Annotated in this window: 13 protein-coding genes; 7 read left to right on the forward strand and 6 right to left on the reverse strand. The window is 57.0% G+C overall.

Going from position 1 to position 13,126, the window contains the following annotated elements; genetic code table 11:
* The first annotated feature begins 18 nt into the window (after positions 1-18).
* Both QQF33_RS16780 and malI read left to right on the forward strand, forming a co-directional pair.
* Positions 19-1,518, forward strand: a complete 1,500-nt coding sequence (locus QQF33_RS16780) for a PTS transporter subunit EIIC (RefSeq protein WP_285158254.1) — start codon at positions 19-21, stop codon at positions 1,516-1,518.
* Between the two features lie 83 nt (positions 1,519-1,601).
* Positions 1,602-2,618: a Mal regulon transcriptional regulator MalI gene (malI, locus tag QQF33_RS16785; RefSeq protein ID WP_285153397.1), complete on the forward strand. Its 1,017-nt coding sequence runs from the start codon at positions 1,602-1,604 to the stop codon at positions 2,616-2,618.
* A 46-nt stretch (positions 2,619-2,664) separates the two neighbouring features.
* On the opposite strand, the gene QQF33_RS16790 is transcribed toward malI, so the two are convergent.
* The 3 genes from QQF33_RS16790 to cysS form a co-directional block, all read right to left on the reverse strand.
* Positions 2,665-4,044 (reverse strand): FKBP-type peptidyl-prolyl cis-trans isomerase, encoded by a 1,380-nt coding sequence (locus QQF33_RS16790; RefSeq protein ID WP_285158255.1) that lies wholly within the window; start codon positions 4,042-4,044, stop codon positions 2,665-2,667.
* Positions 4,041-4,505, reverse strand: coding sequence for a hypothetical protein (locus QQF33_RS16795; protein ID WP_282492543.1), 465 nt, complete (start codon positions 4,503-4,505; stop codon positions 4,041-4,043). The genes QQF33_RS16790 and QQF33_RS16795 overlap by 4 nt, the downstream gene beginning before the upstream one ends.
* A 312-nt stretch (positions 4,506-4,817) precedes the next feature.
* Positions 4,818-6,203 carry a cysteine--tRNA ligase gene (gene cysS, locus QQF33_RS16800; RefSeq protein ID WP_285158256.1) on the reverse strand — a complete coding sequence of 462 codons (1,386 nt, stop codon included), beginning with the start codon at positions 6,201-6,203 and terminating at the stop codon, positions 4,818-4,820.
* Positions 6,204-6,376: 173 nt separating this feature from the next.
* Here cysS and ppiB point away from each other — a divergent pair, with 173 nt between their 5' ends.
* The 5 genes from ppiB to mnmH all read left to right on the forward strand — a co-directional run bounded on the left by ppiB (position 6,377) and on the right by mnmH (position 10,456).
* Positions 6,377-6,871, forward strand: a complete 495-nt coding sequence (ppiB, locus tag QQF33_RS16805; protein ID WP_095281072.1) for a peptidylprolyl isomerase B — start codon at positions 6,377-6,379, stop codon at positions 6,869-6,871.
* Between the two features lie 3 nt (positions 6,872-6,874).
* Positions 6,875-7,597: a UDP-2,3-diacylglucosamine diphosphatase gene (lpxH, locus tag QQF33_RS16810; RefSeq protein ID WP_285158257.1), complete on the forward strand. Its 723-nt coding sequence runs from the start codon at positions 6,875-6,877 to the stop codon at positions 7,595-7,597.
* 116 nt (positions 7,598-7,713) lie between these two features.
* Entirely contained in the window at positions 7,714-8,223 is a 510-nt protein-coding gene (purE, locus tag QQF33_RS16815) for a 5-(carboxyamino)imidazole ribonucleotide mutase (protein WP_285153392.1), read from the forward strand.
* On the forward strand, positions 8,220-9,287 hold the full coding sequence (purK, locus tag QQF33_RS16820; RefSeq protein ID WP_285158258.1) for a 5-(carboxyamino)imidazole ribonucleotide synthase: 1,068 nt from the start codon (positions 8,220-8,222) through the stop codon (positions 9,285-9,287). The genes purE and purK overlap by 4 nt, the downstream gene beginning before the upstream one ends.
* 98 nt (positions 9,288-9,385) lie before the next feature.
* Positions 9,386-10,456 carry a tRNA 2-selenouridine(34) synthase MnmH gene (gene mnmH, locus QQF33_RS16825; protein ID WP_285158259.1) on the forward strand — a complete coding sequence of 357 codons (1,071 nt, stop codon included), beginning with the start codon at positions 9,386-9,388 and terminating at the stop codon, positions 10,454-10,456.
* Positions 10,457-10,460: 4 nt separating this feature from the next.
* Here mnmH and QQF33_RS16830 read toward each other — a convergent pair whose 3' ends face one another.
* From QQF33_RS16830 to QQF33_RS16840, 3 genes are read right to left on the reverse strand one after another with little or no spacing between them, the layout of a single operon-like run.
* On the reverse strand, positions 10,461-11,120 hold the full coding sequence (locus QQF33_RS16830; RefSeq protein ID WP_282492566.1) for a methionine ABC transporter permease: 660 nt from the start codon (positions 11,118-11,120) through the stop codon (positions 10,461-10,463).
* Positions 11,113-12,126, reverse strand: a complete 1,014-nt coding sequence (sfbB, locus tag QQF33_RS16835) for a virulence-associated ABC transporter ATP-binding protein SfbB (RefSeq protein WP_285158260.1) — start codon at positions 12,124-12,126, stop codon at positions 11,113-11,115. Before sfbB ends, QQF33_RS16830 begins: the two co-directional genes overlap by 8 nt.
* A gap of 58 nt (positions 12,127-12,184) precedes the next feature.
* The gene (locus QQF33_RS16840) at positions 12,185-13,018 is read right to left on the reverse strand and encodes a MetQ/NlpA family ABC transporter substrate-binding protein (RefSeq protein ID WP_285158261.1); all 834 of its coding nucleotides are present in this window, start codon (positions 13,016-13,018) and stop codon (positions 12,185-12,187) included.
* Positions 13,019-13,126 lie beyond the last annotated feature (108 nt).

Here is a 13,126-nt window from a genome sequence, read left to right on the forward strand (position 1 = left end):
TTCTCGGGGGAAATCAGCATGGGTCTGATATCAGGGTTTGTTAAATCGTTGTCTAAGTTATCGATGATTGGTCGCGCGTTGATGCTGCCAATCTCACTGCTTCCTGCTGCGGGCCTGCTGTTAGCCTTCGGCGATAAATTCCACATGCCGCTGATGATGAACGCCGGTGGGGTGATATTTGATAACCTGCCGATGCTGTTCGCCATCGGTTCCGCCGTCGGTCTGGCGTCAGAATCTGGGATCGCGGCCCTGTCGGCAGCGGTCTCGGTCTTTGTCACCAACATCACCATCGGCACTGTCCTGAGCATCACGCCGGAAATGGCCTCTCAGGGCGGGAAATACGCCATGGTGGTCGGCATCCCGACGCTGCAGATGGGCGTTTTCGGCGGCCTGATCTGCGGTATTCTCGCGGCCTGGTGCTATAACCGCTTCCACACCATGCAGCTGCCGGAATTCCTCGGCTTCTTCTCTGGCAAGCGTTTCGTCGCTATCGCCACCGCTTTCCTGTCGTTCGTTCTCGGCCTGCTGTTGCCGTACGTCTGGCAGCACATTCAGGCGGGGATCGACGCCCTGTCGGTAATCGTCAACGGAGATAATCAGGCGGCCTCGACCTTTATCTTTGGGCTGGTTGAACGCGCGTTAATCCCGCTCGGCCTGCACCACATCTGGTATCCGTCGTTCTGGTACTCGTTTGGCGATTACACCACCCAGGCGGGCCAGGTGATCCACGGCGACCAAACCATCTGGTTCAAAATGCTGGAAGAAGGGACCAAATCCTTCAGCAGCGACACTTACCAGAACGCCGGTAAATTCATGCAGGGCGAGTTCCCGCTGATGCTGTTCGCACTCCCTGCGGCCTGCCTGGCGATGTACCACGAAGCCCACACCAAGAACAAAAAAATCGCCTTCGGTATTCTGTTCTCGGCGGCACTGACCTGCTTCCTGACGGGCATCACCGAGCCGGTTGAGTTCACCTTTATTTTCGTCGCGCCAATCCTGTACGTGTTTAACGCCATCATGGCGGGCCTGGCCTACATGACGATGTATCTGCTGCACGCCCACATCGCCAAATCCTTCTCTGCGGGCCTGATTGACTACATCTCCTTTGGTATCCTGCCGTCGTTTAACGGCTACCAGACCAACTTCCTCAACGCCGTGATCATCGGTATTCCGATGGCGCTGATTTACTACTTCACCTTCCGCTTCGTGATCCGTCGTTTCGATGTCAAAACGCCGGGCCGTACGGAAGTGACCGCAACGACGGACGACAAAACCGACATCGAAATCGCGACCGAAATCATCGGCCTGCTGGGCGGCGCGAAAAACATCGACTCCGTCGGGTCGTGCATCACCCGTCTGCGTCTGGAAGTGGCGAAGAGTGATGAAGTGGATAAAGACGGTCTCAACGGACTCGGCGCGCGCGGCGTAGTCTTTGTCGGCGACAACGGTATCCAGGTGATTTTCGGTGCCAGAGCACAGTTTATCGCCCAGACCATGTCCACCATGATCGGTAAATAATAAGATGCCGGACCGGCACGTCTCCTGTACTCTGGGTGACGTGTCTTATCCGGCTGATAATCAGGAAATTTCAGGGAGCGAGTTTGAAGAAAGTCGGCATTATTGATGTGGCAAAACAGGCTGGCGTGTCGGTCTCCACCGTCTCGCTGGTGTTGCGCCAGAAAGGGAAAATCTCAGAGGCAACCATTGAGAAAGTCCAGGCTGCCATCAATACGCTCGGCTACATTCATAACGTCGCTGCCGCCAATCTTCGCGCCAACACCTCCAATCTTATCGGCCTGATCCTGCGCGATTTCAGCGACAGCTTCTCCATCAAAGTGATGGCGAGCATCGTGCAGGAGCTGGAAAAACAGGGCTTTATGGTCTTCCTCGGGCAGCCGCTTAACGATCACGAACATCTTGAGCGCTGCCTGCTTTCATTTAAACAGCAGGGCGTGGCGGGGGTGATTTATCTGGCGTCCGATACGCGAACGTCCAGTCTCCCGTCGCAGATCCGCGAATGTCCGCTGCCGCTGGTCGTGGTTTCTCAGTCCTTACTCAATGACCCCTGCAATCTGGTGATGCGCGATAATCGCCAGGCGGCGAATCTCGCCACCCGCTATTTGATTGAACGCGGCCACCGCAATATCGCCTACATCGGCGGGCGGGAAGGCTGCCTGATCCGCGAGCAGCGCCTGTTAGGTTTTCGCAGCGCGATGACCCAGTACGGGCTGGTGAACCGCGAGGAGTCCGCCCCGGTCTGTAGCGATGATACTCAGGCGGCGGGATTTATCACCCGTCAGCTTCTGGAAAAAAATAACACCATTACCGCCCTGCTCTGCCATTCGCCGGATGCGATGATCGGCTCGATTTCTGGCATTCATCAGGTGGGCCGCACGGTCGGGAAAGACGTGTTTCTGACGCAGCAGGTCGCGCTGGTGGGGTTTGAAGATATGCTGCACGTGAATCTCACCTCGCCGTCGTTCACCTATGTGTCGTCGGCCAGCGAAGAGACGGGCCGTCAGGCGGCCGGATTGATGATTCGCAAACTCAAAGAGCCGGAGCTGCAAACGCAGCGCATCACCCTGTCCGGGCAACTGATCGCCCGCGAGTCGGCCTAGAAATGAAAAAGCGCCCGAATCTGTCGGGCGCTTAGGTTTTACAGCATTATTTTGCGGGGCTGATGCTCACGACTTTCACGTCGTACACCATCGTCGCATTCGGTGGAATATTCGGCGGACTCCCCGCTTCACCGTACGCCAGCTCCGGCGGTACAACCATCTGCAGTTTGCCCTGATTATTCATCATGCTGATCGCGGTTTTGAACAGCGGCGGGAATCTGTCCAGCGGCAGCGCCAGCACTTTACCCGTTTTGTTCATGTCCTTGATCACTTTGCCATTCGACAAGCTTTCGGTCACCGCAATCGCCACGATATCGCTGTTTTTAATCGCACCGCGACCTTTCTCGGTGATGCGATAGTAGTAACCCATCTCCGACTTTTTGACGCCCGGCTTTTTGCTGTACTTCGTGATGAAATCACTGTTGGCGGCATCCGTCGGCGCAGGCTGCTGCGATTTCGCGGTCACGCTGGCGTCCATCTCCTGCAGCTCAGCCAGCATCTTCTCTTTTGGAATTTTAAACTTGCCGCTCATCATATCCGTCACGCCGCTGACGACCTGAGGCTGGGAAACCTTGAAGCCATCGGACTCGACCTTTTTCATTGCGTTCAGCACGTCATGACCCCAGAAGGCACCCAGCGCATAGGCCCGAATGTCTTCCTTGCTGACAGGCGCAGGCGTTTCCGGCGTGGTCTTGAGGTTCGCCATCTGTTTGGTCTGCGCATCGAGCTTCGCGGTCGTTTCCTGCCATTTGGTCTGCAGCTCGGTGGATTTCCCGTTGCTGTCCGCCAGGGCTTTCTTCACAGATGCAAGCTCGGTGGCTTTCGCACTCTGATCGGCGGTGAGCGCCGCCAGTTTTGTCATCAGCGCGGCCGTTTCATTCTGGCTGTCCGCCAGGGACTGCTTAAGCTGGGCGGTCTCTTCGCCTTCGTCCAGACGCGTCGCGGTGAGATCGGCGATCTGCTTGTTGGCGCTTTCCAGCTGCTGCGCGGTGGTTTGCAGCTTCGTTTGCAGGTCTGCCAACTGCTTCTCGCTGTCGGCGAGTTTCTGCTGCTGCGCTTTGGTCGTGGAATCCTGCATCGAGGCGTACTGCTTCGCCAGCTCCGCGATTTTCTTTTCCTGCTCGGCTTTCAGCGCCGCAACCTGGGCATTGAGCGCGTCGGTCTGCGCCTGCGAGGTTTGCAGGCGATAGCCCGCGCTCTTGTGCATCGGTGCCGCTTTTGGCTTCGACGGCACGATCTCTTCCGCATCCGGCAGGTTGACCGGCGTTTCCATCAGCAAAGAGGGAATTTCACTGGACTGAGAGGTTATCGAATCCAGCGATTTCACCGCCGCGGCGTTATCACCGGCCTGCGAGGTCTGAGCCAGGATGCAGCTCAGTAAAACCGGAATCGAGATAACCAGAGGTTTCAATCGGAATATATTCAATTGGTATTCTCCACTCGACTAATCAACGCCTGTCGAACCGTTTGTTCTATATCGCTGCATATTTTCTGCGTTTTAAATTTATAAAACGCGTCCATGGTATCTTTTGTTTGCACCGTAATATCTTCGCGCACGGCGGTATAAACGGAAGCACTGGCTAATAACTCATTAAATATCGATTTTTTCTGCGCATACAGACGCGGGCTAATTTTGGACAATGCGACCAGTTCACGCTGACAGGTCGATGCCGAGCCTTCTGCGCTCGCCGCGGCTGGCTGCGGCTCTGGCATGGCGGCTGGAGTGAGCACAGGTGCCGGCACGTAAGACGTTGTCGGGCCTGACATTGTCTTCTTATTCGCTGTTTTATTTTGCTGGCAACCGGCGGTTACCAATAGCGTTGAGATAATCATCAACGAAAAGAGCGGCCTTCCAGCATATTTGCGGAATTTATCAGTAACGATCACGAGCTTATCCTTTAAATATCCACTTTGGTTCACGTCAAGGAATTAACGTCACATGCCAGTTGGAATAATAGACGAGCGATTATAGGGTGAATAAATGCGCAAAACCATTTTATTGGGGCGTTAAGTTATCCAAAATGAGACCGCTTAACGGGTGACATTTATTGAGGAAATATGGCGGGGTGTGGTGCAGAAAAAAGCCGGGTGGCGCTTCGCTTACCCGGCCTACGGTGAGAGGGAGAGGATTGGGGTGAGGGCACCAGACCGCACTCATTTGTAGGCCCGGCAAGCATCGCGCCGCCGGGCAACACAAACTTACTTCCGACGCCAGGTCGTCCCCTGCGGACCATCTTCCAGAATGATCCCCATCTCGGTCAGGCGATTACGCGCCGCATCTGCCGCCGCCCAGTCTTTCGCCTGACGCGCTTCCAGACGCGCTTTAATCAACGCCTCAATCTCCGCCACTTCACCATCGTCCGCCTGCGCGCTGCTCTGCAGGAACACTTCTGGCTCTTGCTCCAGCAGGCCCAGCACCGCAGAGAGTTTACGCAGATGAGAAGCCAGCGCGTTTGCCGCCGCCATATCTTCTGTTTTCAGACGGTTCACTTCACGCGCCATATCAAACAGCACGGAGTAGGCTTCCGGTGTGTTGAAGTCGTCGTTCATCACTTCGATAAAGCGCGCTTCGAACGCCTCGCCACCTGCCGGTGCGACAGACTTATCGGTGCCGCGCAGCGCGGTGTACAGACGCTCCAGCGCCGAGCGAGCCTGTTTCAGGTTCTCTTCGCTGTAGTTCAGCTGGCTGCGGTAGTGGCCCGACATCAGGAAGTAACGCACGGTTTCCGCGTCGTAATATTTCAGCACGTCGCGCACGGTAAAGAAGTTGCCCAGAGATTTGGACATCTTTTCGCGATCGACCATCACCATCCCGGAGTGCATCCAGTAGTTGACGTACTCGCCGCCGTGCGCACAGGTGGACTGCGCGATTTCGTTTTCGTGGTGCGGGAACATCAGGTCCGAACCGCCGCCGTGAATATCGAAGTGTTTGCCGAGCTGTTTGCAGTTCATCGCCGAACACTCAATGTGCCAGCCCGGACGCCCTTCGCCCCACGGAGATGGCCAGCTTGGCTCGCCTTCTTTGGACATTTTCCACAGCACGAAGTCCATCGGGTTACGCTTCACGTCAACCACGTCAACGCGCGCACCGGCCTGCAGCTGGTCCAGATCCTGACGGGAAAGCTGACCGTAGTTTGGATCGGTCGGCACTGAGAACATCACATCGCCGTTGTCCGCCACATAGGCGTGACCGCGGGCGATCAGCTTCTCGGTGATATCGATAATTTCGTGGATGTGATGCGTGGCGCGCGGCTCGCTGTCCGGGCGCAGAATGTTCAGTGCATCAAAATCTTTGTGCATTTCGGCGATCATGCGATCCACCAGCGCCACAAAGCTTTCGCCATTTTCATTGGCGCGTTTGATAATTTTGTCGTCGATATCAGTGATGTTACGCACGTACTTGAGCGTATAGCCCAGGAATCGCAGGTAACGAGAGACCACGTCGAAAGAGACAAACGTACGCCCGTGACCGATATGACAGAGATCGTAAACAGTGATACCACACACGTACATGCCGACTTCCCCGGCATGGATAGGTTTAAATTCCTCTTTTTGGCGCGTCAGAGTATTAAAGATTTTTAACATCGAAGATTCCGTGTAGACGTGTGTGGACAATAAAGTCTGTATAATACCCATAATTCAGACCGGAATCAGCACACAATGCAAGATGATCCCGTCTGAGGGTTATGCTATAACTGCCCTCTATCTGTGACCCAGAGTTGGGTCGACGCTCTACAATACCGGAACAGGATGCAAAAATGGTTACTTTCCACACTAATCATGGCGATATCGTTATCAAAACCTTTGATGATAAAGCGCCTGAAACAGTCAAAAACTTCCTGGACTACTGCCGCGAAGGTTTCTACAACAACACCATTTTCCACCGCGTGATCAATGGTTTTATGATTCAGGGCGGCGGTTTTGAACCTGGCATGAACCAGAAAGAGACCAAAGAAGCGATCAAAAACGAAGCCAACAACGGTCTGAAAAACACCCGTGGTACCCTGGCAATGGCGCGTACTCAGGCTCCACACTCTGCGACTGCCCAGTTCTTCATCAACGTGGCTGACAACGACTTCCTGAACTTCTCCGGCGAAAGCATGCAGGGCTGGGGCTACTGCGTGTTCGCAGAAGTGGTTGAAGGTATGGACGTGGTTGAGAAAATCAAAGGCGTGTCGACTGGCCGCAGCGGTATGCACCAGGACGTTCCAAAAGAAGACGTGATCATTACTAGCGTGACCGTTAGCGAGTAATTGGTGGCGACACTCTTTATTGCAGACCTCCATCTGCAAACAGAAGAACCGGCGATTACCGCCGGTTTTCTGCGTTTTTTACGCGGTGAAGCGCTGTCTGCCGACGCGCTCTACATTCTGGGCGATCTGTTTGAAGCCTGGATTGGCGACAACGATCCCAACCCGCTGCACCGCGAAATGGCCGCCGCTATCAAAGCGCTGGTCGATTCCGGCGTCCCCTGCTTCTTCATCCACGGCAATCGCGATTTTCTGATTGGCAAAGGCTTTGCCCGCGAAAGCGGCATGACATTACTGCCAGAAGAAAAGGTGCTGGATCTCTACGGACGCAAAGTCTTGATCATGCACGGCGACACGCTCTGCACCGACGATACCGGCTACCTGGCGTTTCGCGCCAAAGTCCACACGCCGTGGATCCAGACGCTGTTTCTCGCCCTGCCGCTGTTCATCCGCAACCGCATCGCCGCCAAAATGCGCGCCGGCAGTAAAGCCGCCAACAGCAGCAAATCCATGACCATCATGGACGTCAACCGGCAGGCGGTTGTCGATGTGATGGAAAAACACCACGTGCAGTGGCTGATCCACGGCCATACCCATCGCCCGGACGTTCACTCCCTGACGGCCAACGGCGAACCCGCACACCGCGTGGTGCTGGGTGCCTGGCACACGGAAGGCTCGATGGTGAAAGTCACGCCAGACGGCGTTGAGCTGATTCAGTTTCCGTTTTAATTCCCTCTCCTTTTCACCAAACGCATCGCCACGCAATCGTTTTCCTTGGCACAATTTAATGCTATTCTCTGTGCCCTCAAAGCAGTGTGTTCCGCACCACAGGAGTTTTAAGACGCATGTCTTCCCGCAATAATCCGGCGCGAGTCGCCATCGTGATGGGGTCCAAAAGCGACTGGGCTACCATGCAGTTTGCCGCCGAAATCTTCGAAATCCTGAATGTTCCACACCACGTTGAAGTGGTCTCCGCGCACCGTACCCCCGATAAACTGTTCAGCTTCGCCGAAGGCGCAGAAGAGAACGGCTATCAGGTAATCATTGCCGGTGCGGGTGGTGCAGCACATCTGCCGGGCATGATTGCCGCCAAAACCCTGGTGCCGGTGCTCGGCGTGCCAGTGCAAACCGCGGCTCTGAGCGGCGTTGATAGCCTCTACTCTATCGTCCAGATGCCGCGCGGGATCCCGGTCGGCACGCTGGCGATTGGCAAAGCGGGTGCCGCGAACGCCGCCCTGCTGGCCGCACAGATTCTGGCGACGCACGACAAAGAATTGCATCAGCGTCTGGCCGAGTGGCGTAAAGCCCAGACCGACGAGGTGCTGGAGAATCCCGACCCGCGAGGTGATGCATGAAGCAGGTTTGCGTCCTCGGAAACGGTCAGTTAGGCCGTATGTTGCGCCAGGCGGGTGAACCGCTGGGCATCAGCGTCTGGCCCGTCGGGCTGGACGCCGAGCCGGAAGCCGTGCCGTTTCAGCAGAGCGTGATCACCGCTGAAATCGAGCGCTGGCCCGAAACTGCCCTCACCCGCGAGCTGGCGCGCCACAACGCCTTCGTCAATCGCGATGTGTTCCCGATTATTGCCGATCGACTGACGCAAAAGCAGCTCTTCGACAAGCTGGGTCTTGCCACCGCGCCGTGGCAACTGCTGGCGGATAAGAGCGAGTGGCCTGCGGTGTTTGAAACCCTCGGCGAGCTGGCGATCGTCAAGCGCCGCACCGGCGGGTACGACGGTCGCGGTCAGTGGCGTCTGCGTGCGAACGATACCGCTGAGCTGCCGGACGAGTGTTACGGCGAATGTATCGTCGAGCAGGGCATCAATTTTAGCGGCGAAGTGTCGCTGGTCGGCGCGCGCGCCCATGACGGCAGCACGGTATTTTATCCGCTAACCCATAACCTGCATCAGGACGGTATTCTGCGCACCAGCGTGGTGTTCCCGCAGGCGAACGCTGCCCAGCAGACACAGGCCGAGGATATGCTCTCGGCGATCATGCACGAGCTGGGTTATGTCGGTGTGATGGCGATGGAGTGTTTCATCACGCCAGCCGGTCTGCTGATCAACGAGCTGGCCCCGCGCGTGCATAACAGCGGCCACTGGACGCAAAACGGCGCCTCCATCAGCCAGTTCGAGCTGCACCTGCGCGCCATCACCGACCTGCCGCTGCCGCAGCCGGTGGTGAACAGCCCGTCGGTGATGATCAACCTTATCGGGACCGATCTGAACTACAACTGGCTGAAACTGCCGCTGGTGCATCTGCACTGGTACGACAAAGAGGTGCGCGAAGGACGCAAAGTCGGCCATCTCAATCTGAACGATGACGATACGGGCCGCCTGAGCGCGACCCTTGAAGCGATGATTCCCCTGCTGCCGCCGGAGTACGCAAGCGGTATCGCCTGGGCGCAAAGCAAACTCAAATAAGTGCAAAATGCCGGGGAGTTGATCTTCCCCTTCCCCGGCTTCATCTGACGCGCGTAAAATCCCACACCATTGCTGTTTTGCACTTTTCAGGATTTTACATGAACGATGGAACGGACTATCGCGCCATTCTCACCACTGCTGCACCCTTAATCGACGTTCGCGCGCCGATCGAATTTGCCCAGGGCGCTATGCCTGCGGCACTTAATCTCCCCCTGATGACGGACGACGAGCGCGCCGCCGTGGGCACCTGCTATAAACGCCAGGGGCCAGAAGCGGCGCTGGCGCTGGGCCACCGTCTGGTCAATGGCGAGACGCGCGAGCAGCGGATTAACGCCTGGCGCGAGGCTTGTCTTGCCAACCCGCACGGGTATCTCTGCTGCGCGCGCGGCGGGCAGCGCTCGCACATTACGCAGGCGTGGTTAAAAGAGTCGGGCATCGATTACCCGCTGATTCCAGGCGGTTACAAAGCCCTGCGTCAGACGGCGATTCAGGCCACCGCCGAGCAGGTGCAAAAACCGATGGTGCTGATTGGCGGCTGTACCGGGAGCGGGAAAACGATACTGGTGAGAGAACACCAACAGGGTATCGATCTGGAAGGGCTGGCGCATCATCGCGGCTCTTCGTTTGGCCGCACGTTGCAGGCTCAGCTGTCGCAGGCCAGCTTTGAAAATCACCTGGCCGTCGAGCTGCTGAAAAAGGACGCTCCGCGCTGGGTACTGGAGGACGAGGGTCGGATGATTGGCTCGAACCATCTGCCGGAATGTCTGCGCGAACGGATGGTCGACTCCCCCATCGTGGTGGTGGAGGATCCTTTTGATGTACGTCTGGAACGCCTGCGCGAGGAGTATTTCGCGCACATGTGGCATGAATTTTCTGCCGCCTACGGCGAAGAAGCGGGCTGGCAGGCGTACGCGGAGTATCTGCATCACGGCCTGTTTGCCATTCGCCGTCGTCTGGGACTGCAGCGCTTTGCGGAACTCACCGCGTTACTGGATTCCGCGCTCATCGAGCAGCAGCGCACAGGACGTACCGAGGCGCACTATTCCTGGCTTGCGCCACTGCTCAATGACTATTACGACCCGATGTACCGCTATCAGCTGGAGAAAAAAGCCGACAAGATTGTTTTTCGGGGCACGTTTAACGCGGTGGCCGCCTGGCTGGCGGCCTGATTCTCTAGCGGCGATCGCGCTTGTCGGCGCGTTTCGCCAGCCAGTCGCCCAGTACCTGGACGATCTGCACCAGCACGATCAGCGCGATCACGGTGACGACCATCACCTGGGTTTCATAGCGGTAATAACCGTAGCGGATCGCCAGATCCCCTACTCCGCCGCCGCCGACGATCCCCGCCATCGCCGAGTAACCGATCAGGCTGACCAGGGTGATCGTCAGACCGCGCAGCAATCCAGCACTCGCCTCCGGCAGCAGGACGGTGCAGATAATACGCATCGGGCTCGCGCCAAATGCTTCTGCCGCTTCAATAATGCCTTTGTCCACTTCGCGCAACGCGCTGTCCACCAGACGGGCGTAGAACGCAATCGCCGCCACGGAAAGCGGAACCGACGCCGCAATCGGGCCGATGGTGTTGCCGAGCAAAAGCTGCGTCAGGGGCAGGAGCAGCACCAGCAGGATCACAAAGGGCACCGAGCGAATGATGTTCACCAGCACCGAACTCACCAGATAAACAAAACGGTTCTGCCAGAACAGATGCCGGTCGGTGACAAAAATCAAAAAGCCCAGCGGCAGGCCGCCAATGATCGCCAGCACCGTGGAGATGCTCAGCATCTGGAAAGTTTCGTTAAACGCCAGGCCGAGGTCGGCCACTAAATCATCCACGGATCACCTCCACCTGCGCAGTACGATGACGAATATGTTCAACAGCGGTTTCCACGACGGCAGGATCATCCGCCGTCAGCTGCACCACCAGAATCCCCAGGGCACGCTCGCCGATGTACTCGATTTTGCCGTGCAGAATATTCACCGCCACGCCAAATTTGATCGCCACATCCGAAAGCACCGGCTGCTTGGCAGAATCGCCGATAAACAGAATTTTCAGCAGTTGCCCCGGCAGGTGCTGCTGCAAACGCTCCGGCAGGGTAAGGTTCAGGGTGTGTGACACCAGCTGCTGCGTAAACGGGTGCTGCGGATGGGCAAAGACGTCAAACACCTCGCCCAGTTCCACCACTTCGCCGCCGGACATCACCGCCACGCGATCGCAGATAGATTTGATCACGTTCATCTCATGGGTGATCAGCACGATCGTGATCCCCATCTGCTGGTTGATCTGCTTGAGCAGCGCCAAAATGGTGGCGGAGGTTTCCAGATCCAGCGCAGAGGTCGGTTCATCACAGAGCAGGACGTCAGGATGGTTGGCAATGGCGCGGGCGATACCGACGCGCTGTTTCTGCCCGCCGCTTAGCTGCACCGGATAGCGATTCGCTTTGTCCGTCAGCCCAACGAGGGCGAGGATCTCCGTGACGCGCGGGGCGATTTTATTGCGTTCCCATCCGGCGGCTTTCAGGCTGAACGCCACGTTCTGCGCCACGGTGCGGGTGTGCATCAAATTGAAATGCTGGAAAATCATGCCGATACGCTGGCGGGCTTTGCGTAAATCCACGCCGTCGAGAGCGGAGATCTCCACGCCGTTAACGTTGACGCGGCCCGCGCTTGGGCGCTGAAGGGCGTTCAGGGTGCGCAGCAAAGTGCTTTTCCCCGCGCCGCTGGTGCCGACGATGCCAAAAATCTCACCGGCGGCAATGGTCAGGCTGACGTCGGAGACCGCGCGGGTGGAAGGCCCGCGCCCGGTCTGAAAGTCGACGCATACCTTGTCTAACTCAATCATGTCTACCTCAGAAATGCGAAAAGGGCAGACTCAGCTGCCCTGTCAAACCTGTACGCGATTAGGGTTTTGCCGCTGTCATCCAGTCGGGTTTCTGGAACGCGGTATAGACGTTTTTCGGGTCGTCAATCACCGCGCGATAGGCCGGAGACTCAACCACCGCCACGATATCTTTGGCGAAAGGTTTATCCGCATCTTCGGTACGTACGGCGATGATATTTTTCAGGTTTTCGTCGAGATGCTCCTGCGCCAGTGCGCTGGAGAGATCCATACCGGCGGCAATCGCGAAGTTGCCGTTAACCAGCGAAGCGGTCACGCTATCCAGCGTGCGCGGCAGCTGCGCGGCTTCCAGCGGTTTGAACACCAGCCCTTTCGGGTTGCTGGCGATATCACGCTCGGAGGCTTTGGTGGGATCGATGTTCTCTTTGATGGTGATGAGTTTCAGGGACTGCAGGAAACGCAGGCCGCGCGCGAGGTTGGTCGGATCGTTTGAAAGGGTGATGATATCGCCCTTTTTCAGCTCGTCCAGGCTTTTGATCTTGTGAGAATAAAAGCCCATACCCGCCGTCGGCACGGTGAGTAATTTGGTCAGTTTCAGCCCTTTATCCGCCGTGAACTTGGTGAAATAGAGCGAGTGCTGGAACAGGTTGGCGTCGATGCTGCCGTTGGAGAGCGCCATATTCGGCTGTACGTAATCGCTGAATTCGCGCACCACGACTTTGTAGCCCTTCTCTTTAAGCGAAGGGGCGATGGCCTGTTTGACCATGTCGCCGTACGGGCCAGGCGCGACGCCAAACACGATGGTGTGCGGATCGCTGTTAGCGTGGGCAGCCTGCAAACCGCAGACCAGCAGAAGCGCACCGGCAGCGGCGCGAAGCGTGTGACGAATTCCCATGAGATCTCCATTTCAAAGCGGTGTGGCGTTGTGTTGCACCGTGCGATGCGGCGCAGAATCTGTTTAACATGACACAGATCACAAGCGGCTGTCCTTGAAATTATTTCA

Source organism: Lelliottia wanjuensis, assembly GCF_030238365.1.
GTDB classification, from domain to species: domain Bacteria; phylum Pseudomonadota; class Gammaproteobacteria; order Enterobacterales; family Enterobacteriaceae; genus Enterobacter; species Enterobacter wanjuensis.

Excerpts from the sequence above, each read along its gene's own strand:
- purE (WP_285153392.1), top strand. The coding sequence starts at position 7,714 with ATGTCTTCCCGCAATAATCCGGCGCGAGTCGCCATCGTGATGGGGTCC.
- purK (WP_285158258.1), top strand. The coding sequence starts at position 8,220 with ATGAAGCAGGTTTGCGTCCTCGGAAACGGTCAGTTAGGCCGTATGTTG.
- QQF33_RS16780 (WP_285158254.1), top strand. The coding sequence starts at position 19 with ATGGGTCTGATATCAGGGTTTGTTAAATCGTTGTCTAAGTTATCGATG.
- sfbB (WP_285158260.1), bottom strand. The coding sequence starts at position 12,126 with ATGATTGAGTTAGACAAGGTATGCGTCGACTTTCAGACCGGGCGCGGG.
- cysS (WP_285158256.1), bottom strand. The coding sequence starts at position 6,203 with ATGTTAAAAATCTTTAATACTCTGACGCGCCAAAAAGAGGAATTTAAA.
- ppiB (WP_095281072.1), top strand. The coding sequence starts at position 6,377 with ATGGTTACTTTCCACACTAATCATGGCGATATCGTTATCAAAACCTTT.
- mnmH (WP_285158259.1), top strand. The coding sequence starts at position 9,386 with ATGAACGATGGAACGGACTATCGCGCCATTCTCACCACTGCTGCACCC.
- QQF33_RS16840 (WP_285158261.1), bottom strand. The coding sequence starts at position 13,018 with ATGGGAATTCGTCACACGCTTCGCGCCGCTGCCGGTGCGCTTCTGCTG.